General features: G+C 71.6%; 25 protein-coding genes. 13 read left to right on the top strand and 12 right to left on the bottom strand.

Annotated features, from left to right (window positions below; genetic code table 11):
• Positions 1–199 precede the first annotated feature (199 nt).
• Positions 200–1,117, bottom strand: a complete 918-nt coding sequence (locus tag I5071_RS29865; protein ID WP_236516659.1) for a LysR family transcriptional regulator — start codon at positions 1,115–1,117, stop codon at positions 200–202.
• A 25-nt stretch (positions 1,118–1,142) separates the two neighbouring features.
• On the opposite strand from I5071_RS29865, the gene I5071_RS29870 reads away from it, so the two are divergent.
• Both I5071_RS29870 and I5071_RS29875 read left to right on the top strand, forming a co-directional pair.
• Positions 1,143–2,090 carry an NAD(P)-dependent alcohol dehydrogenase gene (locus I5071_RS29870; RefSeq protein ID WP_236516660.1) on the top strand — a complete coding sequence of 316 codons (948 nt, stop codon included), beginning with the start codon at positions 1,143–1,145 and terminating at the stop codon, positions 2,088–2,090.
• Between the two features lie 32 nt (positions 2,091–2,122).
• Entirely contained in the window at positions 2,123–2,743 is a 621-nt protein-coding gene (locus I5071_RS29875) for a DUF3105 domain-containing protein (RefSeq protein WP_236516661.1), read from the top strand.
• 3 nt (positions 2,744–2,746) lie between these two features.
• Here the strand turns inward: I5071_RS29875 and I5071_RS29880 are convergent, their stop codons facing one another.
• Complete coding sequence (locus tag I5071_RS29880) at positions 2,747–3,919, bottom strand: DUF1517 domain-containing protein (protein ID WP_268921161.1); 1,173 nt, start codon at positions 3,917–3,919, stop codon at positions 2,747–2,749.
• Positions 3,920–4,117: 198 nt separating this feature from the next.
• Between I5071_RS29880 and I5071_RS29885 the strand changes: the two genes are divergently transcribed.
• The gene (locus I5071_RS29885) at positions 4,118–6,196 is read left to right on the top strand and encodes a carotenoid oxygenase family protein (RefSeq protein WP_236516662.1); all 2,079 of its coding nucleotides are present in this window, start codon (positions 4,118–4,120) and stop codon (positions 6,194–6,196) included.
• A gap of 5 nt (positions 6,197–6,201) precedes the next feature.
• Here I5071_RS29885 and I5071_RS29890 read toward each other — a convergent pair whose 3' ends face one another.
• The 5 genes from I5071_RS29890 to I5071_RS29910 form a co-directional block, all read right to left on the bottom strand.
• Positions 6,202–9,558: a serine/threonine-protein kinase gene (locus tag I5071_RS29890; protein ID WP_236516663.1), complete on the bottom strand. Its 3,357-nt coding sequence runs from the start codon at positions 9,556–9,558 to the stop codon at positions 6,202–6,204.
• Positions 9,555–11,051, bottom strand: coding sequence for a sigma-54-dependent Fis family transcriptional regulator (locus tag I5071_RS29895; protein WP_236516664.1), 1,497 nt, complete (start codon positions 11,049–11,051; stop codon positions 9,555–9,557). The genes I5071_RS29890 and I5071_RS29895 overlap by 4 nt, the downstream gene beginning before the upstream one ends.
• Positions 11,052–11,102: 51 nt before the next feature.
• Positions 11,103–11,537: a helix-turn-helix domain-containing protein gene (locus I5071_RS29900; protein WP_236516665.1), complete on the bottom strand. Its 435-nt coding sequence runs from the start codon at positions 11,535–11,537 to the stop codon at positions 11,103–11,105.
• 272 nt (positions 11,538–11,809) lie between these two features.
• On the bottom strand, positions 11,810–12,799 hold the full coding sequence (locus I5071_RS29905; protein WP_236607694.1) for an aldo/keto reductase: 990 nt from the start codon (positions 12,797–12,799) through the stop codon (positions 11,810–11,812).
• 8 nt (positions 12,800–12,807) lie between these two features.
• Entirely contained in the window at positions 12,808–13,206 is a 399-nt protein-coding gene (locus I5071_RS29910; RefSeq protein WP_236516666.1) for a MerR family transcriptional regulator, read from the bottom strand.
• Between the two features lie 85 nt (positions 13,207–13,291).
• Between I5071_RS29910 and amrS the strand changes: the two genes are divergently transcribed.
• The 4 genes from amrS to I5071_RS29930 all read left to right on the top strand — a co-directional run bounded on the left by amrS (position 13,292) and on the right by I5071_RS29930 (position 16,855).
• Entirely contained in the window at positions 13,292–14,377 is a 1,086-nt protein-coding gene (gene amrS, locus I5071_RS29915; RefSeq protein ID WP_236516667.1) for an AmmeMemoRadiSam system radical SAM enzyme, read from the top strand.
• Between the two features lie 117 nt (positions 14,378–14,494).
• The gene (locus I5071_RS29920) at positions 14,495–14,905 is read left to right on the top strand and encodes an archease (protein ID WP_236516668.1); all 411 of its coding nucleotides are present in this window, start codon (positions 14,495–14,497) and stop codon (positions 14,903–14,905) included.
• A 17-nt stretch (positions 14,906–14,922) separates the two neighbouring features.
• The gene (locus tag I5071_RS29925) at positions 14,923–16,383 is read left to right on the top strand and encodes an RtcB family protein (protein ID WP_236516669.1); all 1,461 of its coding nucleotides are present in this window, start codon (positions 14,923–14,925) and stop codon (positions 16,381–16,383) included.
• Positions 16,384–16,387: 4 nt separating this feature from the next.
• On the top strand, positions 16,388–16,855 hold the full coding sequence (locus I5071_RS29930) for a CBS domain-containing protein (protein ID WP_236516670.1): 468 nt from the start codon (positions 16,388–16,390) through the stop codon (positions 16,853–16,855).
• Here the strand turns inward: I5071_RS29930 and I5071_RS29935 are convergent.
• A complete protein-coding gene (locus tag I5071_RS29935) occupies positions 16,786–17,376 on the bottom strand; it encodes a hypothetical protein (protein WP_236516671.1) in 591 nt (196 codons plus the stop codon). The genes I5071_RS29930 and I5071_RS29935 overlap by 70 nt on opposite strands.
• Before the next feature lie 135 nt (positions 17,377–17,511).
• Between I5071_RS29935 and I5071_RS29940 the strand changes: the two genes are divergently transcribed.
• From I5071_RS29940 to I5071_RS29950, 3 genes are read left to right on the top strand one after another with little or no spacing between them, the layout of a single operon-like run.
• The gene (locus tag I5071_RS29940) at positions 17,512–17,958 is read left to right on the top strand and encodes a hypothetical protein (RefSeq protein WP_236516672.1); all 447 of its coding nucleotides are present in this window, start codon (positions 17,512–17,514) and stop codon (positions 17,956–17,958) included.
• Positions 17,959–17,983: 25 nt separating this feature from the next.
• A complete protein-coding gene (locus I5071_RS29945; RefSeq protein ID WP_236516673.1) occupies positions 17,984–19,303 on the top strand; it encodes a sensor histidine kinase in 1,320 nt (439 codons plus the stop codon).
• Positions 19,304–19,334: 31 nt separating this feature from the next.
• On the top strand, positions 19,335–20,720 hold the full coding sequence (locus I5071_RS29950) for a sigma-54-dependent transcriptional regulator (RefSeq protein WP_236516674.1): 1,386 nt from the start codon (positions 19,335–19,337) through the stop codon (positions 20,718–20,720).
• A 4-nt stretch (positions 20,721–20,724) separates the two neighbouring features.
• On the opposite strand, the gene I5071_RS29955 is transcribed toward I5071_RS29950, so the two are convergent.
• On the bottom strand, positions 20,725–21,924 hold the full coding sequence (locus I5071_RS29955) for a 2,4-dienoyl-CoA reductase (RefSeq protein WP_236516675.1): 1,200 nt from the start codon (positions 21,922–21,924) through the stop codon (positions 20,725–20,727).
• Between the two features lie 112 nt (positions 21,925–22,036).
• On the opposite strand from I5071_RS29955, the gene I5071_RS29960 reads away from it, so the two are divergent.
• Positions 22,037–22,387: a hypothetical protein gene (locus I5071_RS29960; protein WP_236516676.1), complete on the top strand. Its 351-nt coding sequence runs from the start codon at positions 22,037–22,039 to the stop codon at positions 22,385–22,387.
• Positions 22,354–22,707 (top strand): L-2-amino-thiazoline-4-carboxylic acid hydrolase, encoded by a 354-nt coding sequence (locus I5071_RS29965; protein WP_236516677.1) that lies wholly within the window; start codon positions 22,354–22,356, stop codon positions 22,705–22,707. The genes I5071_RS29960 and I5071_RS29965 overlap by 34 nt, the downstream gene beginning before the upstream one ends.
• Before the next feature lie 2 nt (positions 22,708–22,709).
• Here I5071_RS29965 and I5071_RS29970 read toward each other — a convergent pair whose 3' ends face one another.
• Genes I5071_RS29970 through I5071_RS29980 form a run of 3 tightly spaced genes read right to left on the bottom strand, consistent with a single transcriptional unit; the run spans position 22,710 to position 24,609 of the window.
• Complete coding sequence (locus tag I5071_RS29970; RefSeq protein ID WP_236516678.1) at positions 22,710–23,366, bottom strand: hypothetical protein; 657 nt, start codon at positions 23,364–23,366, stop codon at positions 22,710–22,712.
• A 58-nt stretch (positions 23,367–23,424) separates the two neighbouring features.
• Positions 23,425–23,748, bottom strand: a complete 324-nt coding sequence (locus I5071_RS29975; RefSeq protein WP_236516679.1) for a hypothetical protein — start codon at positions 23,746–23,748, stop codon at positions 23,425–23,427.
• A 33-nt stretch (positions 23,749–23,781) separates the two neighbouring features.
• Entirely contained in the window at positions 23,782–24,609 is an 828-nt protein-coding gene (locus I5071_RS29980) for an alpha/beta fold hydrolase (protein ID WP_236516680.1), read from the bottom strand.
• Positions 24,610–24,694: 85 nt separating this feature from the next.
• Here I5071_RS29980 and I5071_RS29985 point away from each other — a divergent pair, with 85 nt between their 5' ends.
• Positions 24,695–26,128 carry a trypsin-like peptidase domain-containing protein gene (locus I5071_RS29985; protein ID WP_236516681.1) on the top strand — a complete coding sequence of 478 codons (1,434 nt, stop codon included), beginning with the start codon at positions 24,695–24,697 and terminating at the stop codon, positions 26,126–26,128.
• Positions 26,129–26,147: the final 19 nt, after the last annotated feature.

Below are 26,147 nucleotides of genomic sequence, written 5' to 3' on the forward strand. Positions count from 1 at the left end.
AGACCGACCGGGGTTGAGATCTTCCGCGGAATTACGGCCCAATTCGCACCGGGGGCGACACGCCACGAACCGACCGTGGTTGAGCTCTGGCCTGGCGCCCGTCGGACGGCCGCCAGGCGCCCGCCACCCCGAGAACCGACCGTGGTTGAGTTTCCTCGACGATCTTCGCGCCCTCACCCCGGCACGCCCCTCGCACCGATCACCGCGCCCGCCGCCCGAGATGCGCGAGCAGCGACCGCACGTTCGGCTGCGTCGACGCCGCACGCGTCGTCAGCGCCGTGATCGGCGCGCTCGGCAGCGACCACTCCGGCAACAGCCTCACCAACGCGCCGCTCGCGAGCGCGTCCTCCACCAGGAAGTCCGAGACCACCGTCACGCCCAGCCCCGCCACCGCCGCAGCCACCAGCGCCTCACCGTCGTTCGTCGTGAACGTCGGCCGCACCACGACCGCACGCCGCCGGCGTCCTCGCGCGAACGGCCACGTCGTGTTCGGGCCCACCGTGCTCATCGCGAGCAGCGCGTGCTGCTCGAGCTCCTCGGGCGCCCGCAACATCCCCCTCGCCGCGAGGTACGCGGGCGCCGCCACCAACACGTGCTCGTAGCTGCCCAATCGCCGCGCCACGAGGCTCGAGTCCGGCAGCGCACCGAGCCGCACCGCCAGGTCCACCCGCTCCGCCGCGAGATCCACCAGGCGCGGCTCGAGGATCAGCTCGAGCTTCACGCCGGGATGCGCGCGATGCCACGCCAGGATCGGCGCCACCAGTCGCCGCCGCCCCAGCGCGGGCGGAACGCTCACCCGCAGCACACCGCCGAGCCGCCCTCCGAGCGCCGACGTCGTCGCCTCGAGCGCCCGCGCATCACGCAGCAACCTGCGCGCACCCTCGACGAAGCTCGCGCCGGCGTCGGTCAGCCGCAACGTGCGCGAGCTCCGATCGAGCAGCGTCACGCCGAGCCGCGCCTCCACACGCGCCACTGCGCGGCTCAGCGCGGGCTGCGTGATCCCGCGCCGACGCGCCGCTGCCGAGATGCTTCCCGCATCGACGATCGCGATCAGCACCTCCGCGTCCCGCAGCGTCTCCATGCCCTCGATGCATAGCATCCATGCCCGTAGCGACATGCACCGTCGGGCACGCTCCCTCTCGATGCGCGCCGCGATCCACCACCGCTTCGGCCCTCCCGACGTGCTCTCCATCGAGGAGCTCCCGCCTCCGCGACCGCGTCCCCACGAGGTCCTGGTGCGCGTCGAGGCCGCCGCGCTGAACCCGAAGGACGTGCTGATCCGCAAGGGCCGCTACCGCGTGCTCAGCGGCGCGCGCTTCCCGATGGGCTCGGGCTTCGACCTCGCCGGCGTCGTCGAGTCCGTCGGCTCGCGCGTGCACGATCGCAGAGTCGGTGATCGGGTGTTCGGCATGCTCGACGGCTTCCGCGGCCGCACCTGCGCCGAGCTCGTCGCGATCCGCGCCGACCACTGCGCACCCGCGCCCGAGGGCCTCTCGTTCGTCGAGGCCGCATCCCTGCCGCTCGCGGCGTCCACGGCGCTCCAGGCCCTGCGCGACGTCGCGCGTGTCGGCCCCGGCGATCGCGTGCTGCTCCACGGCGCATCGGGCGGCGTCGGCGTGCACGCGATCCAGATCGCGAAGGCGCTCGGCGCGCACGTGACCACCACGTCGGGCGCACACAACCTCGAGCGCTGCGCGTCGCTGGGCGCCGACGTGACGCTCACCTACGACGATCCCGCGACGCCGTTCGCCGCCGGCGCACGTTACGACGCGATCGTCGACGTCTACGGCAATCGCCGCTTCGCGTGGGCGCGCCGCGGCCTCACCGCACGCGGCACCTACGTCACCACCGTGCCTTCCCGCGCGCTCTTCCTCGACGTCGCGCGCACCGCGTTCACCTCTCCGAAGGCGCGCCTCGTCATGGTGCGATCGCGCGCCCGCGACCTCGAGACGATCGCATCGATGGTGCGCGCCGGCGCGCTCCGCCCGGTGATCGATCGCGTGCTCCCGCTCGAGTCGATCGCCGAAGCCCACGCGCACCTCGAGACGCGCCACGCCCGCGGCAAAGTCGTGCTCACGATCCACCGCTGACAGGTCGCGGCGCGGCGTGTCAGCCTCGCGGCGTGTCGCGTCTCGCCGTCCTCACCACGCTCGCTGCTCTCCTCACCCTCGCCTGCGCGCCCGACGAGGGCACGCCGGTGCGCGTCGACGAAGAGACGATCCGCCCCGACGCCCCGCCGCTCGCGCCGTTCACCGAGTGCACGGTGACGACCGCGCGCGAGCCCGCGACCTCGGCCGCGCACGAGACCGTGTGCGCCGAGATCGACTATCCGTTCCATCCGCCCGCGTCGGGACGGCACTACTCGCAGTGGGCCGACTTCGGCACCTACGACGCGCCGGTGCCGTGGGGCTTCCTCGTCCACTCGCTGGAGCACGGCGCGATCGTCCTCGCCTACCGCTGCGAGCCCGACGACTGCGACACGCTCGTCGCCGAGCTCCAGGCGATCGCCGACGCACGCGTCGATCCTCTCTGCCGCACCGGCGACACGCCCTCGCGCTTCGTGATCGTCCCCGATCCCACGCTCGACGTCGCGATCGCCGCCGTCGCGTGGGAGCACGTCTACCTCGCGACGTGCCTCGATCTCGAGTCGCTCCAGGCGTTCGTCGACGCGCACTACGCGCAGGCGCCCGAAGACCTCTGCGCCGCGGGCGTCGATCGCTCGGCGACCGGCTGGTGCGAGTGATGGTCAAGTCGACTTGACCATCACCTCGTTCGGCGCACCGCAGTGCGGGCAGCGCGCGATCTCCATCGCGTACGGCCCGCCGCAGTGCCCGCAGAAGATGCGCCCGCCGATCCCGCCGATGCGCACCACGTCGGGATGGATCGCCTCGAGCTCGGCGGTGCTCATCCGGTCGTCCTCGGCGGCCGGGGTCCACACCACCTCGAACGCGACGAGCTCGCTCGCGCCGATCCGATCGATCGAGTCGAGCAGGCGCTTCACGTCGGCCACGTCCTGCGGTCGGAAGTCGTGGATCTCGCGCCGCGCCGCGACGATCAGCGTGATCAGCACCACGCCCTGTCCCTCGTGCTCCTTCGCGCGCAGCGCGCCGGGATCGGCGGTGCGCAACGTCGAGCCCTCGGCGCGCACCACCTCCTTGGTGAACTTCGCGCGCGCGCTCTGCGCGAGCCGCATGAACACGCCTTGCGCCTGGGGCGGCGACATCGGTCGGAAATTCATCTCCCCCGCGTAGAGCCACGCGAGCTCGACGCTGCGCAGCAAGCGCACCGTCGCGTGGAGCAGCGCGGCGCGACCTTCCTTGGTCCCGGTGCGCCCGCTCTTCGCCATCGTCGCGAGCTCGTGCTGCACGAAGCGACGCGCACGCCAGTCGATCACGAGCCGCAGCTGGGTGAGATCGACCCCGTTCCACAAGGGCGACTGGGCGCGCGGGATCGGGCCCGAGCCCGCGAACGTCGTGTCGTCGTCGCGCAGCGATCGCGAGTGCCGGTGCGACTGCACGAGCACCCAGACGATCAGCCCGCCGACGAGCAAGGGCGCGAAGCAGACGAAGCACCCGCGCGACGAGATCGTCGTGCGACGACTGCTGCTCGATCGCGGCACATCCTCCTCGGCGCGCGAGTCGTGGGGACCGAACAGCTCGCGGTCGCGCTCACGACGCTCGCGCTCTTCGCGCTCGCGACGCTCGCGCTCCCGCTCCATCCACTCGAGCGTCCCGGGCCCGCCGCCGCCGCTCCGGCGACTCCCACCGCCGTACGAGCCACCACCACCACCGTGCGAGCCGCCGCCGTGATCGCCCCAGTCCCCGCCGCCGAAGCTCCCGCCGGTCTCCTGCGCGCTCGCGATCGCTGCGAACAGCACGAGCACCATCACGATCGCGATGGTGGTCCCACGCACGCGCATCGCGCGCGAGCGTATCAGCGATCACCGCGGCATCGGGCTCGCGTCGAAGAGCGCGAGCCTCGCGTCGGTCGCGAAGAGGCGACGTGAGCGTGACCGAGAGGTGGGTCGAGGTGCGTGATCGCCGCCTCACCCAGAAGGGTGATTCTATTCATGTAGAAAGGAATCGGATAGTGATGCCGTATTCACGAGGAGCCTGCCATGAAGTACTGGTTCCCGAAGACGGCACTGATCTCGAGCCGCGCACCGGTGGCGAACGAAGCGCTCGAGGTGTTCGAAGGCCAGCTGCCGAGTGACCTCGAAGGGCACGTGTTCGCCAATGCCGCCGTGGGCGACATGGAGCACGAGAGCCCGAGTCAGCGCTCGGACAACACTCCATTCCTCAACGGCGACGGCTTCATCTTCCGCGTCAGTTTTCCCGGCGCGAAGGGCGGAGACGCGACGCTCTCGTCGCGGCCGATCGAGACTCCCTGCCACGTCGCCGATCGGCTCTTGTCGAACGATCCGGAGCGCGAGAGTTGGCGTTTCTCGAATTACGGAATCGCGCGCATCTCGATCACCCATCTCGGCGGACGCAATTTCGCGAACACCGCGTTGCTGCCGATCCCGCCGAAGCACGACGGTGCGCCCCACCGCCTGCTCGCCACCTACGACGCGGGTCGTCCGTTCGAGATCGATCCGGTCACGCTGCGCACCGTGCGCCCCATCGGCACCAACACCGATTGGCAGGGCACGTTGATGGTGAAACGGCCCTTCCCGTTCACGAACTCGAGCGCTCATCCCGCGTACGATCCCAAGACGCGCGAGCTCTTCACGGTGAACTTCGTGCGCGACGTGGACACGCTCGTGCGCCGATTGATGCAGTGGCTCCCGAGCTTCGTGCCATTCGATCTGCCCGGTGATCCGCTCGACACGCTCGCGCTCCTCGAAGGGCTCGAGATGTCCGGCCTCGGCTTCCTCGGCCCGGTGGACCTCGGCCATCGCGTGGAGCTCGTGAAGCGCGCGCTCGAGCTCCTCTACAGCATGATCGTCAAGGATCCGCCGAAGCGCGCGACCTACGTCATGCGCGTCGACGACGCCGGTGCCGTCAAGAAGTGGAAGCTGATCGACGAGGACGGCGAGCCCGTCGAGATCATGCACTCGTCGCATCAGGTCGGGCTCACCGAGGACCACATCCTGGTGCTCGACACCGGCTTCAAGTTCGAGATCGATCAGCTCTGGTCGCGCCTCGCCGGAGGCGACAAGAGCGTGGAGCGCGCGCTGCGAGGATGGCTCTCGAAGCCCCAGCCGCGGCCGACCCCCGTGTACATCGTGAAGCGCGCGGATCTGCAGGACGACGTCACCGAGGTGCGCGTCGTATCGGGCAAGCTCGATGGCGAGATCGTCCACTTCTTCACGAACTACGAGCTCCACGACGGACGCATCGTGATGCACGTCGCCGATCAGCGGTCGAGCGATGCGGCCGAGTTCGTGACCGACAGCGACCTCCAGCAGGTGGACCCGAACAAGGCGATCCCCCGCGAGGCGATCGGTGGGCTCTCGGCGCCGATGGATCTGAACGACTTCGCCTGTCTGCAGATCGATCCCGCGACTGGCATCGTTCGGAGGAAGACGGCCGAGCACAACTTCGATCACACGTTCGGGATCGGGCTCATCACCGCGCCCGACTTCCCGATGTGGCGCGACGGCACTCCGATCACTCGCGGCACCGGCGAGCCCAACGGGCCGCGACCGGCGAAGGAGATCGACGCGTGCGTGTTCTTCTACGCACACGGGTTCATCCCGAGCCTGCTCTCACAGCTCGTCTTCGATCTCTATTCGAAGCGCCCGAGCCCGGTGATCACGCCGAAGAAGATGCTCGAGCTCGCGAAGAGCGGAGGCACGGCAGCGACGGTGTGCCGATTCGACACCGTGCGGAATCGAGTCGTCGATTTCTGCAAGATGCCGCCGGGCGCGGTGATCATCTCGCCGCAATTCGTGCCCGGCACGGAAGGCCGTCATTTCCTCGTCTGCAACGTGTTCACCGACACGAGCAAGGAGATCTGGGTCTTCGACGCGATGAGCCTGTCGAAGCCGCTCTGCAAATTGCGCCGCAAGGGCGGCGAGCTTCTGCCCTGGCCGTACACGCTGCACACCTGCTGGTTGCCGCCCGACATCCAGAAGGTGCCGAGCGTGAAGTGGGATCACGGATCCGACTTCGCGCACGTGAAGGACGCCGATCCCGAGGTCTACGAGTTCCTCGAGACCAAGGTGTTCCCGCTCCTCTATCCCGACGATTGACGCGCTCAGGAGCGCCAGAGTCGAATGGCGTGCTCGGGCTCGGCCCATCCGCGCTCGGCGAGCGACTGCAGCGCTCCCTCGCGCGGGGCCTCGATCATCCGGCGCGACCACGACGCATCGCCGATCAGGCCGCAGCGGGCGCGCCACTCGTCGACCCGCTCCGGCGCGGCGTGCTCGGCGGCGACCACCGCGACGTCGGCGAGCACGCCGACGTAGTGCTGGATCGCGTGCATGCCGAAGCGGCCCATCGTCGCCCACGCGTCGTCGAGCCGCACCAGCGCCGCGCTCGCGCCGCCCTCGTAGAGATCGCAGCGCGCGAGGTGGACCGCGTGCATCAGGTGCAGGAGCTGGAAGCCGCCCACGCGGAACGCCGCGATGCCGGCGTCGGCCTCGGCGCGCGCCTGGTCGGGCCTCCCACGCCATAGCCGCACCCACGGCGCGACGCGCACGCCGAGGTGCGCGCGCAGATATCGATCGTCGCGCGACTCGGCGTCGCGCATCGCCGCGTCGAGGAGCGCGCTCGCCTCCGCGATGTCACCGCGCGCGCAGAGGGCCTCGAGCTGCACGATCACCGCGGTGTCCACCTGCCACTGCAGCCCGCGGATCGACGCCAGCTCGGTGCGCGCGCGCTGGGACGCGGCGAGCGCGTCGTCGAGCCGTGCCTCCATCCATGCGGCGCCGGCCTCGGCGACCGCGAGGATCGCGCGCGCCTCGGGCGTGCCCACACGCTCGGTGAGGGTGCGCGCGGTCCGCGTCAGCGTCTCGGTGCGCGCGAGATCGATCAGCGTGCCCGCCGTCTGCACGAGGTGGATCGTCACCGCGCGCAGGAGACGGAACGGCTCGCCGGCGGCGCGCGCGAGATCGACGTGGAACGTCTGCGCGACACCGGTCGCGAGCGGGTCCGACATCGAGAGGCCGAGCGTGGCGGCGTGCAGCGCGTCGATGCGCGCGAGGTCGTCGGCGCTCGCGGTGATCGGTGCGCCCTCGGATGGCGCGACGAGGTGATGGTTCGCGGCGAGCGAGTACCACGACTGGACGCGCGCGATGGCCTCGGGAGGAGAGCTCGGCAGGTCCAGGTCGATGCGATCGAGGACGCGCCGCAGCACCGCGATTCCCTCGTCGTGATGACCGCTGAAGAGGAGCTGCTCGGCCGCGAGGCGCTCCGCGAGCACGCCCTCCTCGAGCGAGCGCGCGTGCTCCGCGGCGAGGCGGTACCACTTCGCCGCCTCGGCGCCGCGACCGACCTGCGCGAGCGCATCACCGAGCCGCATGCGCACACCCGCGCGCACGCGCTCGTCGGCGACCGGCGAGTCGTGCGCGAGCTCGAGCCGCATCGCCTCGAGGTGCGGCAGCCCGCGCTCGTGCGCGAGGCGCGCCGCGTCGAGATCGCGAGTGAGCGCGAGCTCGAGATCGCCCGCCGAGCGCGAGTGATCCGCGGCGCGTCCGATGTCGCCCGGCGTGTGCGTCGCGATCGCGTCGGCGAGCGCGCGGTGCGTGGCGCGGCGATCGTCGTCGTCGAGCGACGCCTGCACCGCCTCGGCCCAGCGCCGGTGATAGAGCTCGACGAGATCGTCGCCGCGCACGAGGCGCGAGGTGAGCAGTCGCCGCGCTCGCAAGCGCGTGAGCGCGGGCAGGTAGTCGCGATCACGCCCGCCGCTCGCCGCGACTGCGACGCTCGATCGCAGCGGCGCGTCGGCGATCGCGAGCACGGTGACGAGGCGCTTCGCGAAGGCGTCGCGGTGGTCGGTCCGCGACGGAGACGACACCGCGGGATCCCACGCGGCGATCACGTCGCCGAGCGGATCGGCGGTCGCCTCGAGCGCGCCGCCGCGCAGCGCGTACGACGCGAGCGCCTCGACGAGAAAGGGATTGCCCGCCGCGAGCGTCGCGATGCGCTCGGCACGGTCGCCGAGCTCTGGCGCGAGCCGCACGGCGAGGCGCGCGCTCTCCGCGAGATCGAGCGGCTGGAGCTCGAGCGCCAGATCCGGCACGAGCCCCGCGACGTCCGCGCTGCGCGATCCGACGAGCACCGCGATCGGCGGCGCGCCCCGCGCGAGGAGCTCGAGCACCTCGACGCTCGTCTCGTCCGCCCACTGCAGATCGTCGACGACGACGAGCGCGGGGCGATCGCCGGCGAGCGCGGCGATCCAGCGCGTGAGCGCGCTCGCGAGGGCGCGGCGCGATGCGTCCTCGGTCATCGTGATCGCGGTGGAGGCCTCGACGCCGTGACGCTCCGCGAGCGAAGGGAACGCGCGCGCGAGCGCGGTCGCTTGCTGGACGTCGAGCTCGGGCACCTCGTGATCGCGCAGCCCCTCGCCGAGCGCCGACGCGATCTCGTCGAGGCCGCGCAGCGGTGATCGATCGGCGGGATAGCAGCGACCACGCAGCACGCGCGCGCGGGGGCCCAGCTCGCGCACGAACGCGCTCAGCACCGAGCTCTTGCCGATCCCACCCGGGCCGAGCAGCGCGGCGACGCCCGGTGCGGGCGCGTCGAGCCACGCGCGCAGCGCAGCGAGCGGAGCCTCGCGTCCGATCGGCGCGTTCGCGATCGGGATGCTCGACAGACGAGCGCGCGACGGAGCGGCGTCGAGCGCGGCGAGCACCGCGTCCGCGCCGGGACGCGCATGGGGATCGCTCGAGAGGAGCTCGACGCAGAGCGATGCGAGCGCGTCGTCGCCCTTGTCTCGCAGTCGGGCGCGCAGCGCATCGGGCGAGGCGCGGCGCTTGGCGAGCAGCACGGTGCCCATGTCCCCATCGAACGGGAGCGCGCCGGTGAGCGCCTCGAAGAGCATCACGCCGAGCGCATACCAGTCGACCGCGGGCGCAGTGCTCGACTCGAACCACTGCTCGGGCGCCATGTAGTGCGGAGAGCCCAGGCCGGCTGCGCCGTCCTCGGGAGCGCCGTAGTGCGAGACACAGCCGTAGTCGGTCAACATCGCGCGTCCGTCGCGCGCGATCAGCACGTTGGACGGTTTGAGATCGCAGTGTGTCAGTCCGGCGTCGTGCAGAGTCCGGAGGCCATTGGCGATCTGGCGGAACACCGCACGTCGGTCGTGGGCAGCGCTCTCCGCGAGCGTGCTGCCCTCGACGTACTCCATCGTGAAGAAGACCTGCGAGCCCTCGCCGTGGAGCTCGTAGAGCTGAACGAGGTGAGGATCACTGACGTGCACGAGCGCGCGGAATTCGCGCTTGAACGCCGGGAGATCCTCGAGATCGGGCGCGGCGAGGCACTTGATCGCGACGGGCAGCGCGTGCTGATCGTCGATCGCGTGGAACACCGCGCCGTGCGTGCCGGCGCCGACGAGCGTCGGAGATCGAAACCGTGGAGGCAGCGAAGCCGCGAGATCATCGATCGACATCATCGCTCCCGACGGATGTCGTGAGTGCGGATCAACGTGTAGAGATGAGAGCGGGCGACATCGAGCCGGCGCGCGGCCTCGGAGACGTTCCAGTCGACGCTGGTGAGCACGTCGCGGATGTAGCGCGCCTGGAACGCGCGAGTCGCCTCGCCGAGCGTCTCGGCGACTGCGGCATCCTGCGACGCGGGGAACACGTCGGACGGGTGCACCGACTGGCGCCCACTGCCCGCCGCGCGGATGGCGCCCGCTTCGATCGCATGCGCGAGCTGCCGCACGTTGCCGGGCCAGTCGTGCGCCTCGCACGCGCTGATCGCGTCGCGCGTGAGCACGATGGTGCCGAGCCCGTGGCGCTCCGCGGCGCGCTCGCAGAAATGTCGCGCGAGCGGCGCGATGTCGTCGCTGCGCGCGGCGAGCGCGGGCACGTCGACGGGCATCACCGAGAGTCGGTAATAGAGGTCCTCGCGGAAGCGCTTCTCTTCGACGGCGTGCGCGAGATCGGAATTGGTCGCCGCGATCACGCGGATGTCGGCGCGTCGCGGCGCGGGCGCGCCGAGCGGTTGATAGGTGCGCGCCTGGAGGAGCGTGAGCAGCTTCGCCTGGCTCGAGAGAGAGAGCTCGGCGATCTCGTCGAGGAAGAGCGTGCCTCCCTCGGCCGCGGCGACACGACCTTCGGTGTCGTGGAACGCGGTGGAGTGCGCGCCGCGACGGGCGCCGAAGAGCTCGCTCTCGAAGAGCGCCTCGGGCACGGCCGCGCAATTCACTTCGACGAACGGACCGACGGCGCGACGGCTGTTCGCGATGATCGCGCGCGCGAGCTGTGATTTGCCGGTGCCCGAGGGGCCGGTGATCAGGAGATCGATGTCGAGCGGTGCGACGAGACCGACGTGGCGGAACACGTTCGCGAGCGCGGCGCTGCGGCCGACGATGTCGTCGAGGCGCAGGCGCTCGCGATAGGGGCGCGTGGGATCGCTGGTCACGACCGCGGCGCGATCGGCGAGCACGCTGCGAGCTGCGGGCGCGAGCAAGCGCGCGACGAGCGCGGCGTATTGCTCGACGTCGGGTGGGAACGGACGGCCGCCGCGCGTCTCCTGGACGTAGACGACGCCGAGCGAGCCGATGGGCGCGCAGAGGACCGCGCCGATCTGACTGCGCTTCACGCTCGGGCGATCGCTGAAGCGGCCGTCGGCGAACGCGGAGAGCGTCTGGATCGTCTCGCCCTGCGAGAGCGCGGCGGCGATGATGCCCTGCGAGATCGAACGTCGGACGTCGCTCGTCGCCTGGGTGTCGATGCCGCGCGAGGTCTCGAACTCGGGCGTGTCGATCGCGCCGGACGAGGAGAGCGCGAGGTAGCCGAGCTGTGCGCCGGTCAGCTCGAGGAAGAGCTCGAGCGCTTGATCGAGGAAGAGCCGCGGATCGCGCTCGGCGCCGAGCTCGAGGATGCGTAGGAAGACGTCGCGTTCACGCCGGACGGTCTCGTCGTCGGATCGAGCGCCCATCTGCCTCCTGCGAGGCAGTGTATCCAGCGCAGGACACGAACTGAATGCGAATCACGCGGCGAGGTGGCCGAGCGCGCGAGAGAGCTCGAGACGGCTGCCGACCTCGAGGGCGCGATAGACGGCCTTGAGGTGATGCCGAACGGTGTTCTGCGAGATGCCGAGATGACGCGCGATCTCTTCGACGGTGGCGCCGGCGGCGGCGCACTCGGCGACTTCGCGCTGGCGTTGGCTGAGGCTTCCGCCGCGCGCGTGCACGACGACGACGAGGAAGCGGCGGCGCGGGCCCGAGAGGTCGCGGAGCATCGCGCGTCGACCGTCGAGCCAGATGGCGTCTTCGCCTGCGGCGTAGGCGTTGGCGAGGCGGCGCTGCGCTTCTGGATCGAGGGTCGGCAGCGAGCCGTACTCCGGGGAGCCCGTGGGATCACACACGAAGAATTCGGTCGCCGGCGGCAGCATGGAGAGGCGCGGCAGCAGATCCTGCGCCAACGCGGATCTGCGGCGGAGCGGGAACGAGGTGTTCGGCGGACCGGACGAGAGGGGGTCGGGAGTGTCTGGTGGGGAGGACAGGCGCGGGGCGAGGGCCGACCGTGGTTGAGGTTTTGGGCCTGATCTGGGGATGCCCGTTCGTGGTCGGAAACCGACCGTGGTTGAGCTTCGTGGCCCTCTCCGCGGACCCCCAACCACGGTCGAAAACCGACCGTGGTTGAGGTTCCCGACGGAAATCACTCACGATTTCCGCCCACCCCCACCAAGCGACCTCAATCCGGCAGCATCGCCATCGCCGCCGCCGGATACCGCTCCCCCGACGCAGCCCCCTTCGGCGCGATCCGGTCGATCTCCGCCAGCTCCTCCCTCGTGAGCCCCACGTCGAGCGCCCCGAGGTTCTCGTCGAGGTACTTCCGCCGCTTCGTCCCCGGGATCGGCACGATGTCCTCGCCCTGCGCGAGCACCCACGCGAGCGCGAGCTGCGCCGCGGTGCATCCCTTCTTCACCGCGAGCGCCTGCACGTGCGCGACGAGCTCGAGGTTCTTCGCAAACGCTTCGCCCTGGAACCGCGGCGAGTGGCGCCGGTAGTCGTCCTCCGCGAGATCCTCGAACCGCTTGATCTGCCCGGTGAGGAACCCGCGACCGAGCGGCGAGTACGCGACGAACCCCACGCCGAGCTCACGACATGCCGCGAGCGTTCCGTCCTCGGGCTCACGGCTCCACAGCGAGTACTCGCTCTGCAGCGCCGCGATCGGATGCACCGCGCACGCAGCACGCAGCGTCTTCGGCCCGACCTCCGAGAGCCCGAGGTGACGCACCTTCCCCGCGCGCACCAGCTCCGCCATCGCACCGACCGTCTCCTCGATCGGCACCCGCGGGTCCTTCCGGTGCAGGTAGTAGAGATCGATCGTCTCGATGCCGAGCCGCTTCAGGCTCGCGTCGCACGCCTTCTTCACGTACGCGGGCGAGCCGTCGATCCCACGCACGCTCGCATCGCTCGCGTCGCGCACGATCCCGAACTTCGTCGCGAGCACCACGCGGTCGCGATGCTTCTGTACGAAGGGCCCGAGCAGCTTCTCGTTCTCGCCCGTGCCGTACATGTCCGCGGTGTCGTAGAACGTCACGCCGCGCGCGAGCGCGTGCTCGAGCGTCGCGCGCGACTCGTCGTCGTCGCGCCCTGCGTAGAAGTCGCTCATCCCCATGCAGCCGAGGCCGAGCGCGGACACCGAGAGACCGGAGCGCCCGAGCGTGCGCGTCTTCATCGTCGTCGTCATCGCGTCTTCGTTCCCTTCTTCTTCGTCGTCGTCGCTTCGCCGTACATCGCGATCTTCTTGCGAATGATCGCGAGGTTCCCCGCGAGCTCGTCGAGCCGCGCCTGCACGCGTGCTTCGTGCTGCTCGAGCAGCGCGCGTCGCGCAGGCCGCGTGTCGTCGCCGCGCCGCACCAGCGCGGCGTAGCGGAGCATGTCGCGGATGGGCATCCCGGTGGCCTGGAGCTTCCGGAGGAAGTCGATCATCCGGAGCTCGCGCTCGCCGTACCGTCGATGTCCGCTCGACGCGCGCGGCACGCGCCCGAGCAGCCCGATGCGCTCGTAGTAGCGGAGCGTGTGCGGCGACAGACCGGTGCGCGCGGCGGCGTCGCGGATCGTGAGCGCGAGCTCGTCGTCCATGATGCGATGCATGCAACTTCGAGCGCGCTCGAAGTCAAGCGCGGGGCTGGCGCTCTGCGCCACGAGCCCCAGATCGCCGAGTCCGATGCGCGAGCGGATCGAGCCTGGGGTGGTCGCGGGCGGATGGTGGGAGAAGCTCGAGGACGGGCGCGTGCGCTGCGATCTCTGTCCCCGGCGCTGCACGCTCCACGCAGGACAGCGCGGCTTCTGCTTCGTGCGTCAGGAGCGCGAGGGCGCGATCGTGCTCACGAGCTACGGCCAGGGCTCGGGGCTCTGCGTCGATCCGATCGAGAAGAAGCCGCTCTCGCACTTCCATCCCGGCACGTCGGTGCTCTCGTTCGGCACCATCGGCTGCAACCTCGGATGCAAGTTCTGCCAGAACTGGGACATCTCGAAGACGCGCGAGATGGAGCGCGCGCACGAGCATGCGACGCCCGAGCAGGTCGCGACGCTCGCGCGCGAGCTCGGCTGCCGCAGCGTCGCGTTCACGTACAACGATCCCGTCACCTGGGCGGAGTACGCGATCGACAGCGCGCACGCCGCGCGCGAGCTCGGCGTCGCGACCGTCGCGGTGACCGCGGGCTACGTCGATCCGAGCGCGCGCGAGCAGTTCTTCGGCGCGATGGACGCCGCGAACGTCGACCTCAAAGCGTTCACCGAGGACTTCTACAAGCGCGTGTGCGCCGCGCGTCTCGCGCCGGTGCTCGAGACCATCGAGTGGCTGCACCGCGAGACGAACGTGTGGCTCGAGCTCACGACGCTGCTCATCCCCGGGCACAACGACTCGGACGCCGAGATCGAGCAGCTCGCGTCGTGGGTGCTCGATCGGCTCGGGCCCGACGTGCCGCTGCACTTCACCGCGTTCCATCCCGACTTCCGCATGGAGGACGTGCCGCCCACGCCGCCCGAGACGCTGCGCCGCGCGCGAGCACGCGCGAAGTCGCTCGGGCTGCACCACGTGTACACCGGGAACGTGCGCGACGAAGAGGGCTCGATGACGCTCTGCGCGTCGTGCGGCGCGCGCCTGATCACGCGCGACGGCTACCACGTGCGCGAGTACACGCTCGATGCGCGCGGCGCGTGCCCCTCGTGCGGTGCGGTGCTCGCCGGGCGCTTCGACGCGAAGCCGCGCGGCTTCGTGCAGCGGCGTCGCGTCTCGCTGCTCCAGTGAATTGCCTGAGTGCTCGTCCCGGAGGGCCCGGACGGGAGCGCGCGCAGCGCGCGGACGGAGCGGCGAGCCGATTCGTTCCGTGATTGCGCCGGAGCAGGGCGCGGCTAGCTCGCCTTGGTGGGCGCGACCCATGCGTTCGAGGAGCACGTCGGCGAAGTGCGCGTCCGCATCGACGCGAGCACCCTCGACGAGCTCTTCGCGGAGGCGGGGCGTGCGTTCGCGGAGCTCGCGTGCGGCGAGCTGCCGAGCGCCGGAGATCACGCCGAGCGCATCGCGGTGCGAGCGCGCGATCGCGACGCGCTGCTCGTCGCGCTGCTCGACGAGCTCGTGTTCCGCGCCGAGGTCGAGGGGCGCGTGTATCCCGCGCTCGAGGCGCGAGTGCGCTCCGATCGCGAGCTCGAGGCGACGCTGCACGCGGCGCCCCAGGACGTGCGCCCGCGCCTCCACGTGAAGGCCGCGACGCTGCACGGCGTGGCGATCATCGAAGCCCCCTGCGGCGTGTCCGCGACGGTGGTGCTCGACGTGTGAGCCCACGGAGATCTCCCATGCAGATGCAGACGCACCACTTCGACATGCACGCGCCGCTCGAGCGCATCGACGCGGTCACGTGGGAGCTGCCGTCCTGCTATCGCCGCGACATGCGCGTGCCGGTCCGCATCTTCGCGGACGAGACGCTGATCGAGTCCGCGCTGCACGATCGTTGTCTCGAGCAGCTCGTGAACGTCGCGACGCTGCCCGGCGTGGTGCGTCACGTGCTCGCGATGCCCGACGTGCACGAGGGCTACGGGTTCCCGGTGGGCGGCGTCGCGGCGACCGCGCTGCCCGACGGAGTGATCTCGCCCGGCGGCATCGGCTTCGACGTGAACTGCGGCGTGCGGCTGCTCGTGTCGACGCTTCGCGCGACCGACGTCGCCCACGCACTGCCCGCGGTGATGCACGAGATCTCGCGCTCGATCCCGACCGGCTACGGGCATGGCGGGCGCGCGCCGCTGGACGACGCGGCGATCGATCGGGTGCTCGCCGGCGGCGCGCAGTACCTGGTGCGCGAGCGACGCGCCGGCGTGGACGACGATCTCGATCGCATCGAGTCGGGCGGGATGCTCCCGGGCGCCGATCCCACGCTGGTCTCGGAGCGCGCGCGCACCCGCGGTCGCGATCAGCTCGGCACGCTGGGCGGCGGCAACCACTTCCTCGAGGTGCAGCGCGTCGCGCGCGTGCACGACGAGGTGCTCGCGGCGCGGCTCGGCATCGTCGAGGGCAACCTCACGGTGCTGGTGCACACCGGATCGCGCGGGCTCGGTCACCAGGTGTGCACCGACTTCGTGCGGCGCATGGACGAGCGCTCGGACGCGCTCGGGATCGTGCTCCCCGATCGTCAGCTCGCGTGCGCCCCGCTCTCGTCGCCCGAGGGGCGCGAGTACCTCGCCGCGATGGCCGCCGCGGCGAACTTCGCGTTCGCGAACCGACAGACGATCACCCACACGGTCCGCGCGATCTTCGCGCGCATGCTCCACGCGTTCGGCGATCCGACGCTCCACCTCGTCTACGACGTCGCGCACAACGTCGCGAAGATCGAGCGCTATCCCGAGGGCGAGCTCTGCGTGCACCGCAAGGGCGCGACGCGCGCGCTGGGCCCCTCGAGCGCCGAGCTCGCGCCGGCGCTGCGCGGCATCGGACAGCCGGTGCTGATCCCCGGGAGCATGGGCACCGCGTCGTTCGTGATGGTCGGTCGTGATGCGTCGGCGGAGCTCTCGTTCTCCAGCGCGTGCCACGGCGCGGGTCGCCTGATGAGCCGCGGCGCGGCGCGACGCGCGGTGCAGGGCCACGTGCTGCGTCACGAGCTCGAGGCGCGCGGCATCGTCGTGAAGTGCCCGTCGAGCCCCGAGCTCGCAGAGGAAGCACCGCTCGCCTACAAGGACGTCGATCGCGTGGTCGACGTCGTCGAGCGCGCGGGCATCGCGACCAAGGTCGCGCGTCTCGAGCCGCTCGGCGTGCTGAAAGGATGAGCCGATGACGACGATGGGTGAGCTCTGCAATCGCACGGTGTCGATCGCCGAGCCGCGCGAGCGCGTGATCGATGCGGCGCGGCGGATGCGCGATCACCACGTCGGTTGTCTCGTGGTGGTCGAGGATCGCGACGGAGGGCGCGTGCCGGTGGGGCTGGTGACCGATCGTGATCTCGTCGTGGGCGCGCTCGCGACGCGGCCGGGATCGATCGAGCAGCTCGAGGTGCGCGACGTGATGAGCGCGCATCCGGTGATGGCGCGGGAGGAAGAGCCGCTGCTCGACGTGCTCTCGCGCATGCGCGCCCACGGCGTGCGTCGCGTTCCGGTGGTCGATCGCGCGGGTGTGCTCCAGGGGATCTTCGCGGTCGACGACATCCTCGAGCACGTGACCGAGCACCTCGATCAGGTCGTGCGACTGCTCGGACGAGAGCGCGACCACGAGCGCGACGAGACCTCTCCGCGCGCGAGCTGACCGAGGGCGCGACCGATGACGTACGTCGCGATCACGATCATCACCGCGACGAACATCAGGAACGGCACGACGTGCGGGAACACCGGCTCGAAGCCCGGCCACACCCGAAAGACCAGGTTCACGTCGTAGCGCGCGGCACCGGGCACCAGCCGGGTCAGGCTCGCGAGCACGAAGAGCGCGAGCGATGCGCGCCACCACGCCCGCGGATCCCACCCGATCGTACGGACCGCGGCGATGGCGAGCCCGACCGTGCCCGCGTGGATCAGGAGCGGCGTGGGCTCGGGCGCGCGGCCGAGCGCGAGGAGATTCCCGAGCCACATCGTCGTGCCGAGCGTCGTCCAGATCGCGGCCACGCTGGTGAGCGACACGCTCCCGAGCGCGATGCCCAGCGCGAGCAGGAGCGGCGCGAGATGACACGCCCAGAGCAGCTCGTAGGCCGAGCCGTCGTACACCAGCCACATCACCAGCACGTGCGCGACCCACACCGCGAACGCGCCGCTCGCGAGCAGCACCCGGGACACCACGGCTTCGATCTGCGCACCGCGCGTGTTGGAAACCCGGTCAGCGTGCCGGAAACTCGGCACGTTTTCGCGTGATCACGCCCGTGATCCTCCGCGATCCCGAGCGGCACGGATCTCGCGACTGCAGGCCCCGCCATGCAGCGCGCACACACCGACGCCGTCCCGGTGTCCCGCTATCTCGCACCTGCGCCGGGTGCTTCGCTCGAGGCGCTCACGCTCGCCGTCACGCGCTTCGCGAGCCGCGTCGAGCGCGCGCTCGCGGAGCTCGACCTCACGAGCGAGACGCTCGCACTGCTCGCGCTGCTCGCGGCGGACGGGCCCTCGCGGCTGGGCGCGCACCACGCGGAGGCGCGCATCGTCGACGATCTCGTCGAGCGTGGGCTCGTCGCGGTGCGGCGCACCGCGTCGGTGCCGATCGAGGTCGAGATCACGGGGCAGGGCACGCGTGCGCTGGCTCGGGCCCGTGATCGCCTGCGCGACATCGAGCGCGCCCTCGACGCGATCGCCGATCCCCGTGAGCTCGCGGCGATCGCGCTCCGACTCCGCACCTTCGCCGACGCCGCCGACGACGTGCGCCGCTGACGCGCTCGCCTCACGATCGAACCCGATGCGATTCCTTCTTCCGCGACGCCGTTCGTTCCCGGGCTGGGGGATCGACGATCCCGAGCACCGGCTCGTCCGCGCGAAGATGCGCGCGGTGCGCAAGCACCAGGGCGTCTCGAAGGTCGCCGCGCTCTTCGCGTTCCACGTGCTGCTCGCCGGGCTGCTCTGCGCCGCGGGGTACCCGTGGCCGCGCATCGCGGCGATCGCGGGCGTCGGGCTCTTCGCGTGGGTGCTCGAGCGCAGGCTCGAGGACTGCCTGAGCCCCGGGTTCCACAGCCTCAAGATCCTGCCGCCCGTGGTGGTCGTCGCGATCACCGGCGGCGTGCGAAGCCCGATCTTCCCGGCGTTCGTGTTCGGGTGCGCGCCCTTCCTGATGCTCGTCGCGTACGGCGAGCGGCGTGGGCGATGGATGTGGGCCGGCGCCGCGGTGATCGCGGTGATGACGTTCCTTCCCGAGGAAGTGCGCGGCCCCGCGCTCCCCGCGCCCTACGATCTCCTGCTCACGGGCGGCACGATGGTCGTCGCGCTCTCGGTCGTCGGCACGCTCGTCGAGCGGCTCGAGATCGCCGATCGCTTCGTCGACTCCGAGATGCAGAAGCTGCGTGGCGATCTGCTGCACGAAGCGCTCGAGCGATCGCGCACCTTCGAGGCCGTCGCCGCGAAGGTGGGCCACGAGCTGAAGACGCCGATCGCCGCGATCCGCGTGCTCGCCGACATCGAGCATCGCCACGCGAAGGACGAGGCGTCGCGCGAGCGGCTCGCGACCGTGATCGGCGAAGCGCGCCGGATGCAGGAGATCGTCAACGACTACCTGGTGCTCGCGAAGCCCGTCGAGGCGCTCGAGATCGCGCCCTACGATCTCTCGACGGTGATCGGCGAGGTCGCGAGCTCCTTCCGCGAGACCGCGGAGCGCGCGGGGGTCGAGCTGCGCGCCAACACGGACGCCGGGACCACGATGCGCGGCGATCGCCGTCGCATCCGCGAGGCGCTGACGAACCTCGTGTCGAACGCGGTGCAGGCGAGCGAGCGCGGAGGCACCGTCTCGATCGATCTCGGGTGCGACGACGATCACGCGAGCGTCGAGGTGCGCGACGAAGGGCGCGGCATCCCCGCGCATCTCCTGCCGCGCGTGGGCACCGCGTTCTTCACCACGCGCGAGGGCGGCACCGGGCTCGGCGTGGTGCTCGCGCGCACGGTCGTGATGCAGCACGGCGGTCGGCTCTCGATCGACAGCCAGGAGGGGCTCGGCACCACGGTGCACGTCGTGCTTCCGCGCCACGCGGTGAGCAGCAGCGCGAGCACGATCGAGGGGAACGTTGACTGAGCGGTCCGCCCTCCCCAGAGTCCGCCCTCGCATGGGTCGAGTCCTCGTCGTCGACGACGAAGCCGCGATGCGCTTCGCGCTCGCCGAGCTCCTTCGCGAGCACGGCCACGAAGCAGTGCTCGCGCCGGGCGGCCACGACGCGCTCGCCGCGCTCGATCGTGTCGATACCGTGATCGTCGACTACGCGATGCCCGAGATGGACGGGCTCGAGCTGCTCGATCGCATCCGCCAGCGCGACGCGTCGATCCCGGTGGTGATGGTCACAGCGCACGGCTCGGAGCGCCTCGCGGTGCACGCGATCCAGCGCGGCGCGTACGACTATCTGCACAAGCCCTTCGAGCCGGACGAGCTCGCGCGGGTGATCGATCGTGCGGTCGAGGCGTCGCTGCTGCGGCGCGAGGAGCGGCGCGGGCGCATCGAGCGCAGCGTCGGCAAGCGCGTGATCGCGGAGAGCGCGTCGATGCGGCGTCTCCTCGCCGACGTGGAGCGGATCGCGCGCCGCGACATCACGGTGCTGGTCACCGGCGAGAGCGGCACCGGCAAGGAAGTGATCGCATCGCTGCTCCACGCGCAGAGCCCGCGCGTCAACGGAGGATCGCTGGTGCGCTTCAACTGCGCGGCGCTGCCGGGCGAGCTCGCGGAGGCGGAGCTCTTCGGCCACGCGAAGGGCGCGTTCACCGGCGCGCACGCCCAGCGCTCGGGGTTCTTCGCGCGCGCCGACGGCGGCACGCTGGTCCTCGACGAGGTCGGCGAGCTGCCCCTCGCGATCCAGGCGAAGCTGCTGCGCGCGCTGCAGAACGGCGAGATCCAGCCGGTGGGCGCGGGGCGCACCGATCGTGTCGACGCGCGCGTGGTCGCGTGCACGAACCGCGATCTCGAGGCCGACGCGAACAGTGGGCGCTTCCGCTCCGATCTCTACTTCCGGCTCGCGGTCGTGGTGCTGCGGGTGCCTCCGCTGCGCGAGCGTCGCGAGGACATCCCCGCGCTCGCGAACGAGCTCTGCGCGCGCTACGGCGAGCGCTTCGGGATCGGCGACGTGCGCCTCTCGGATCGGCTGGTCGCCGAGCTCGCGCGTCGTGACTGGCCGGGCAACGTGCGCGAGCTCGAGAACGCGATCGCGCGCCTCGTGGGCCTCAGCGACGGCGGCGAGATCGACCTCGATCGGCTCGACGACGCGCGCCCCGCGCCCGAGCCCCGCGAGAGCGAGACCGAGGGCGCAGGGCTCTCGCTGCGCGAGCAGGTGCAAGCGTTCGAGCGCGGGCTCATCGTGCGCGCGCTCGAAGAAGCGCACGGCAACCAGGTGCGCGCCGCGCAGGCGCTGCGCACGAGCCGCGCGACGTTGATCGACAAGATGCGCAAGTACGGCCTGCGTCGTCCCAGCGATCGCGACGACGAGGACGACGACGACGACGCGTGACGCGTCACTCGCCGAAGAGCGCGCGGCGCGCGCCGAGCACCGCATCGGTCGCGACGTAGTCGAGCGCGGCGTGGATCGGCGAGATGTCGCGCCGAGGCTGCTCACCGCGCGCGAGCGCGCCGATGCGCCATGCGAAGTAGCCGGTCTCGCCGGCGGCCGCGAGATCGCCCGGGGCCTTGGGACGCTCGTGGAGCGCGGCGCGCTCGGCCTCGCCGCGCAACATCCGCCGCGGCAGATCGGGCTCGACGCAGATCGGGCGCGCCATGCCCGCGAGGTCGATCGCACCGCGCGCGATCGCCGCGTCGATCGCGGCGCGTGATCGCCACCCACCGGTCGCCATCACCGCGGCGCCGGTGATGCGCTTCGCGGAGAGCGCGAGCTCGGCGAAGTACCCCTCGCGCGGCGCGTCGCGATCGAGGCCGAGCATCGCGGCGCGCTCGATGTCGCCTCCGGAGATCTCGAGGAGATCGATGCCCGCGCGATCGAGCATCGCGATCACGGCGAGCGCGTCGTCGGGCGAGAAGTGGCCGCGATCGGCATCGGGCGCGTTGAGCTTCACGGCGATCGTGAACCTCGCGCCGCACGCGGCGCGGGTGCGCGCGACGAGCTCGAGCAGCATCCGCGCGCGGTTCTCGAGCGAGCCGCCCCACGCGTCGTCGCGGCGGTTGATGCGCGGCGAGAGGAACTGGCTCAGCAGGAACCCGTGGGCCGCGTGGAGCTGCGCTCCGTCGAAGCCCGCATCGCGCGCCATCACCGCGCCCGCGACGAACGCATCGAGGATCGCCTCGATCTCGTCGTCACGCAGCGCGCGAGGACGCGCGAACGCGCCGAGCATCGCGACCGCCGGTCCGTCGCTCGGCGCGACGGGATCGTTCGCGATGAAGCGGCTCGTCTGGCGGCCGGGATGACAGAGCTGCACCAGCGCCGCGTTGCCCGCGCGCTTCGCTGCCGACGCGAGCCGGGCGAGGGCCTCGCGATCGGTGCGCTCGTCGAGCACCACGTTGCCCATGCGCTCGCGATGCCGGCGGCTGATCGTCGTGTTGCCGGTGATGATCAGCGACGCGCCACCGCGCGACCAGGTCTCGTAGAGATGCTCGAGCTCGGGCGTGGGGTCGCCCCGCCGCGCGAGCCCCTCGCTGGTCGCGGCCTTCGCCAGCCGGTGCGCGAGCACGAGCCCGGAGCGCAGCGTGATCGGATCGATCATCGAGCCCATCCGACGAGGATGACCGCATCGCGGGCGCCCGACTTGAACGATGCGGCGAATGGGCCTCGACGCGGCGCGCGGACGACCGCAGCCTTCGGCCGTGACCACGACGATGCGAGCGATCCGCGGGATGGTGATGGGCGAGCTGGGGCGCTGGCGTCCCTCGTTGATCGAGGCGCTCGAGGCACACGAAGGGCGCGAGGCCGCGGAGGCGATCTGCGACGAGGCCGCGAGCCGGCTCGACGCGATGCTCGACTCGATCCCGGACCCGGGCTGGACCGCGCCGCACATGCGTGCGTTCACGATCGGCGGCGCGATCTACGTCGCGACCTACCTCGCGCTCGCGCCGCGCGGCTACGACGCGGCGCGCGCGTGGGAGATCTGCGAGTCCGCGACGCGCGCACGGGGATGCGCGGGATGGAGCGCAGCATGGCGGCGAACGGTCTCTTCATCTGGCCGATGAAGGCCCTCTCGCGCTGGATCGCGAAGCGCTCGCACGAAGCGCCGGTCGGAGGCTGGGTCTTCGACTTCGTCGAGGGCGAGCCCGGCACCTTCGAGTACGGCGTCGACTACAAGCGCTGTGCGATCCGCGAGCTCGCGATCGCGAACGGCGCCGCCGAATTCGCGCCGTACATCTGCCTCGCCGACGTGCCGGGGAGCGAGGTGTTCGGCTGGGGGCTGACCCGCACCGAGACGATCGCGCAGGGCGGCTCGCGCTGCGACTTCCGCTTCCAGCGCGGCGCCGAGACGCGGGTGCGCGTGAAGCTCCCGATCGCGCGCTGAGGTCAGAGCGCGCCGATCGTGCGATGGCACTCGGCGCAGGTTCCGAGCAGCGCACCGTAGGCTCGTGCCCGCTGCGCTCCGTCGCGGGCACGCTGTGCCTCTCTCGCGCGCTCGCGCGCACGATCGTCGACGAGCGGCGCGTCGAGCAGCGCTGCAGCACCTGCGGCGTAGCGCTCGGCGTCCTCGAGCACGAGCCCTTCCCAGAGCCGATCGGTCGCCCAGGCATGGTGGCGCGTCCGCGCAGCGACGTCGTCGCGCGGAGGGACCGGCGCCTCGGACATCCGCACGTCCGCCCCCATCTCGCGATGACACTCACCGCACGTCCGCGCGACGGTGCCCAAGCCGTGCGCAGCCGCTCCGACGTCGCGCGCCGACTCCACCTCGCGCGCCGCGCTGTGCATCACGTCGAGCCACAGCCCGCGCAGCGAGATCGGCGCTCCGGCACGCGCGAGCTCGCGCGCAGCACGCCGCGCCACGACGAGATCTCCACGCACCAGCGCGTCGCGCACACGAATGGATGGCTCGAAGTGGTGCGCCGAGGGCGGGGAGGTGGCGCGCTCCTGCGCGGGCGCGCTGGGGGCCTGCACCGCGAGCGGCAACGCGAGCGCGACGGCCGCGATCACGAAGAGCACGCCGCGCCAGCAGGTCCGCACGGTCACATCGGAGCACCTACGCGCCATACGTGAACGCCCAACGCGCCCATTCGGTCGTCCGCGCTCACGCGTGCACGTCGCGGCTCGGCGCGCCCTCTCGCTCGGCGCCCTTCACTCGCGCGCGGAGCTGCTGCAGGAGGAGCTCGCGCGTCGCCCCGTCCGCTCGGCTCCGCAGCAGCTGCTCGCCGTCGACGACGACGCGGGTCGAGGTCCACGTGCCCTCGGGCCCGCCGCGCACCCACTCGAGCAGCACCACGACGTCGTCGGTGTCGACGCGCGGCTCGATCTCGAACAGGAACCCCTCGAGCCCGAGCTCCTCGAAGAGCGCGGCCGACGCGGCGCGCGCCTCGAGCAGGCCATCGAGCGTCCACAGCTTCGATCGCTCCATGCACGCGCACCTAGACGCGACGTGCTCCGGCGATCACGGGCTCGTGCCCGCCTCTCGCGCCACGTGCGGCGCGCGCCGCGGCCGATCCTCCAGCAAGAAGCGCTCGACGACCTCGGCGAACAGATGAGGCGCGGTCGTCATCGCCTCGTGCGCTTGCCCGCCGAGCGCGACCACGCGCGCATCGCGCATCGTCCTCGCGAGCGCATCGGTGAGGTAGCGCGCGCGCACACTCTCGGTCCCGAAGAGCAGCAGCGCCGGCATGGCGAGCACGCGAGCTCGCTCCGGCACGAACGTGTAGCGATGGATCGCGCGCAGGTCGCTCAAGCTCGCCTCCGCGTCGCTCGTCCACGTCGTCCAGTCGGGCGAGGCCCGCAGCGCGAGCAGCTCGTCCTCCTTCATGCCGATCGCATCGCGCAAGAACGTCGCCGCGACCTCGTCCCACGCCTTGCTGGCAGCGAACGACTCGAGCCGCGCGAGCAGCACGTCGTCGACCGCGTTCGGCCACGGAGGCTCGTAGAGCACCAGCTTCGCGACGAGCTCCGGCACGCGGATGCTCGCCTCGAGCGCGCAGAGCGCGCCGAACGAGTGGCCGAGCAGGAACACCGGCGTGCCCACCGCGCGCACCACCGCGACGACGTCCGCCGCTTCGTCCTCGACGCGATGCCCGCCGTCGCTCGGGGTCTCGCCGCGACCGCGCCGCGCGATCGCGATCACCGTGAAGCGCTCGCGCAGCCGCGGCGCCACGTACATCCAGTTCGTCTCGTGATCGCTGAAACCCCCGTGCACCAGCACGAGCGGCGGCCCGGTGCCCGCGCGCTCGTAGGACACCCGCGTCCCGTCCTCCGCCACGACGCTCTCCATCACACGACCTCCGCTCTCACCGGATATCGCGACGGCGCGCTCGCGCGCGAGTTGGTCCGGCGCTGCCCGGGATGACCTCCTCGACATGAACGTCGATCGGGAGCGCGCACCGCGGCGCGTCATCACCGCGGTGTGCGGCGTGGCGCTCGGCCTCACTGCGTCGGCGTTCGCGCCGCCGAGCTCCTCGCACACCGAGGCGCAGCCCTCCGAGCGCAGCGCGACGATCGCCGATGCGCAGCGGGTCGGCAGCGCGTTCGCGCAGGTCGCGGCGCGCGTCGCGCCCTCGGTCGTGTCGATCCGCGTCGACGCGGTGCTGAGCGAAGAGGACATCTCGCCGCTGCTGCGCTGGATGCTCCCGGATCTCCCGCCCGAGACCGTGATCGCCGCGGGCGCGTCGGGGTTCGTGATCTCCGAGGACGGCGCGATCCTGACCAACCGTCACGTCGTGTCGCGCGCCGCGCGCATCCGGGTGCGGCTCGCCGATGGACGCGTGCTGCCCGCGAGCGTCGTCGGCACCGATCGCGCCACCGACCTCGCGGTGATCCGCGTGCCGGCGCGCGGCCTCGAGCCGCTGCGCTTCGCCGACATGCGCGAGCACCACGTCGGCGACTGGGTCGTCGCGGTGGGCTCACCCTATGGCTTCGATGCGACGGTGACGACCGGTGTCGTGAGCGCGCTCGGTCGCAGCGGGCTCGGGATGAGCGAGCTCGAGGACTACGTGCAGACCGACGCCGTGATCCATCCCGGCAGCTCGGGCGGGCCGCTGGTCGATCTCGACGGAGCGGTCGTCGGCGTCACCACGATCGTGCTGCGGCCGGCGCCCGGCGTGAGCTTCGCGGTGTCCGCCGAGCTCGCGCGCGACGTCGCGCAGCAGCTCCTCCGACACGGCCGCGTGCGCCGGCCGTGGATCGGCGTCGAGCACCAGGACCTCACGCCCGAGCTCGCGACCGCGCTCGGCGCGCCCGCCGATCGCGGCGGCGCGATCGTCAACGCGCTCGACGCGGAGAGCCCCGCGGCGCGCGCCGGTGTGCAGCTCGGCGACGTGATCATCGCGATGGACGACGCTCCGATCGCGCGCAGCGTGGATCTCACCCGCAACCTCCTGCGCCATCCGGTGGATCACGATCTCACGCTCGAGGTGCTGCGACGCGGTCACGAGCGACGTATCGAGCTCCGTCCGATCGCGCGCGCCGAGGAGGACGAAGAGCGTCCTCCGGTGTCGCGCGCGAGAGCGCGTCCCCAGAGCCGCGATCTCGGGATCGAGCTCCTCGCGCTGACGCCCGAGCTCGCGGAGCAGGTGGGCTACGACGGCAGCGACGGCGCGATCGTCGGCGGTGTGCGCGAGGCAGGCCCCGCGTACCACGCGGGGCTGCGCCCCGGCGACGTCATCGTCGACGCGGATCGCGAGACGGTCCGCACGCTCGAGGATCTCTCTCGCGCGCTCTCCGACGGCACCGCGCTGCTGCGCGTCGTGCGCGGCGAGCACGCGTTCTACACGGTCCTCGGCGAGCGCAGCTGAGCCCTTGCCGGAGTGCTCG

This window comes from Sandaracinus amylolyticus, assembly GCF_021631985.1.
Classification (GTDB): Bacteria; Myxococcota_A; Polyangia; order Polyangiales; family Sandaracinaceae; genus Sandaracinus; species Sandaracinus amylolyticus_A.

Coding starts and splice junctions, on each gene's coding strand:
- I5071_RS29965 (WP_236516677.1), top strand. CDS start 22,354: ATGGCGGCGAACGGTCTCTTCATCTGGCCGATGAAGGCCCTCTCGCGC.
- I5071_RS29980 (WP_236516680.1), bottom strand. CDS start 24,609: ATGGAGAGCGTCGTGGCGGAGGACGGGACGCGGGTGTCCTACGAGCGC.
- amrS (WP_236516667.1), top strand. CDS start 13,292: ATGCGCGAGCGGATCGAGCCTGGGGTGGTCGCGGGCGGATGGTGGGAG.
- I5071_RS29955 (WP_236516675.1), bottom strand. CDS start 21,924: ATGATCGATCCGATCACGCTGCGCTCCGGGCTCGTGCTCGCGCACCGG.
- I5071_RS29985 (WP_236516681.1), top strand. CDS start 24,695: ATGAACGTCGATCGGGAGCGCGCACCGCGGCGCGTCATCACCGCGGTG.
- I5071_RS29895 (WP_236516664.1), bottom strand. CDS start 11,051: ATGGGCGCTCGATCCGACGACGAGACCGTCCGGCGTGAACGCGACGTC.
- I5071_RS29910 (WP_236516666.1), bottom strand. CDS start 13,206: ATGGACGACGAGCTCGCGCTCACGATCCGCGACGCCGCCGCGCGCACC.
- I5071_RS29975 (WP_236516679.1), bottom strand. CDS start 23,748: ATGGAGCGATCGAAGCTGTGGACGCTCGATGGCCTGCTCGAGGCGCGC.
- I5071_RS29960 (WP_236516676.1), top strand. CDS start 22,037: ATGCGAGCGATCCGCGGGATGGTGATGGGCGAGCTGGGGCGCTGGCGT.
- I5071_RS29870 (WP_236516660.1), top strand. CDS start 1,143: ATGCGCGCCGCGATCCACCACCGCTTCGGCCCTCCCGACGTGCTCTCC.
- I5071_RS29880 (WP_268921161.1), bottom strand. CDS start 3,919: ATGCGCGTGCGTGGGACCACCATCGCGATCGTGATGGTGCTCGTGCTG.
- I5071_RS29905 (WP_236607694.1), bottom strand. CDS start 12,799: ATGAAGACGCGCACGCTCGGGCGCTCCGGTCTCTCGGTGTCCGCGCTC.
- I5071_RS29890 (WP_236516663.1), bottom strand. CDS start 9,558: ATGATGTCGATCGATGATCTCGCGGCTTCGCTGCCTCCACGGTTTCGA.
- I5071_RS29930 (WP_236516670.1), top strand. CDS start 16,388: ATGACGACGATGGGTGAGCTCTGCAATCGCACGGTGTCGATCGCCGAG.
- I5071_RS29945 (WP_236516673.1), top strand. CDS start 17,984: ATGCGATTCCTTCTTCCGCGACGCCGTTCGTTCCCGGGCTGGGGGATC.
- I5071_RS29950 (WP_236516674.1), top strand. CDS start 19,335: ATGGGTCGAGTCCTCGTCGTCGACGACGAAGCCGCGATGCGCTTCGCG.
- I5071_RS29925 (WP_236516669.1), top strand. CDS start 14,923: ATGCAGATGCAGACGCACCACTTCGACATGCACGCGCCGCTCGAGCGC.
- I5071_RS29940 (WP_236516672.1), top strand. CDS start 17,512: ATGCAGCGCGCACACACCGACGCCGTCCCGGTGTCCCGCTATCTCGCA.
- I5071_RS29865 (WP_236516659.1), bottom strand. CDS start 1,117: ATGTCGCTACGGGCATGGATGCTATGCATCGAGGGCATGGAGACGCTG.
- I5071_RS29885 (WP_236516662.1), top strand. CDS start 4,118: ATGAAGTACTGGTTCCCGAAGACGGCACTGATCTCGAGCCGCGCACCG.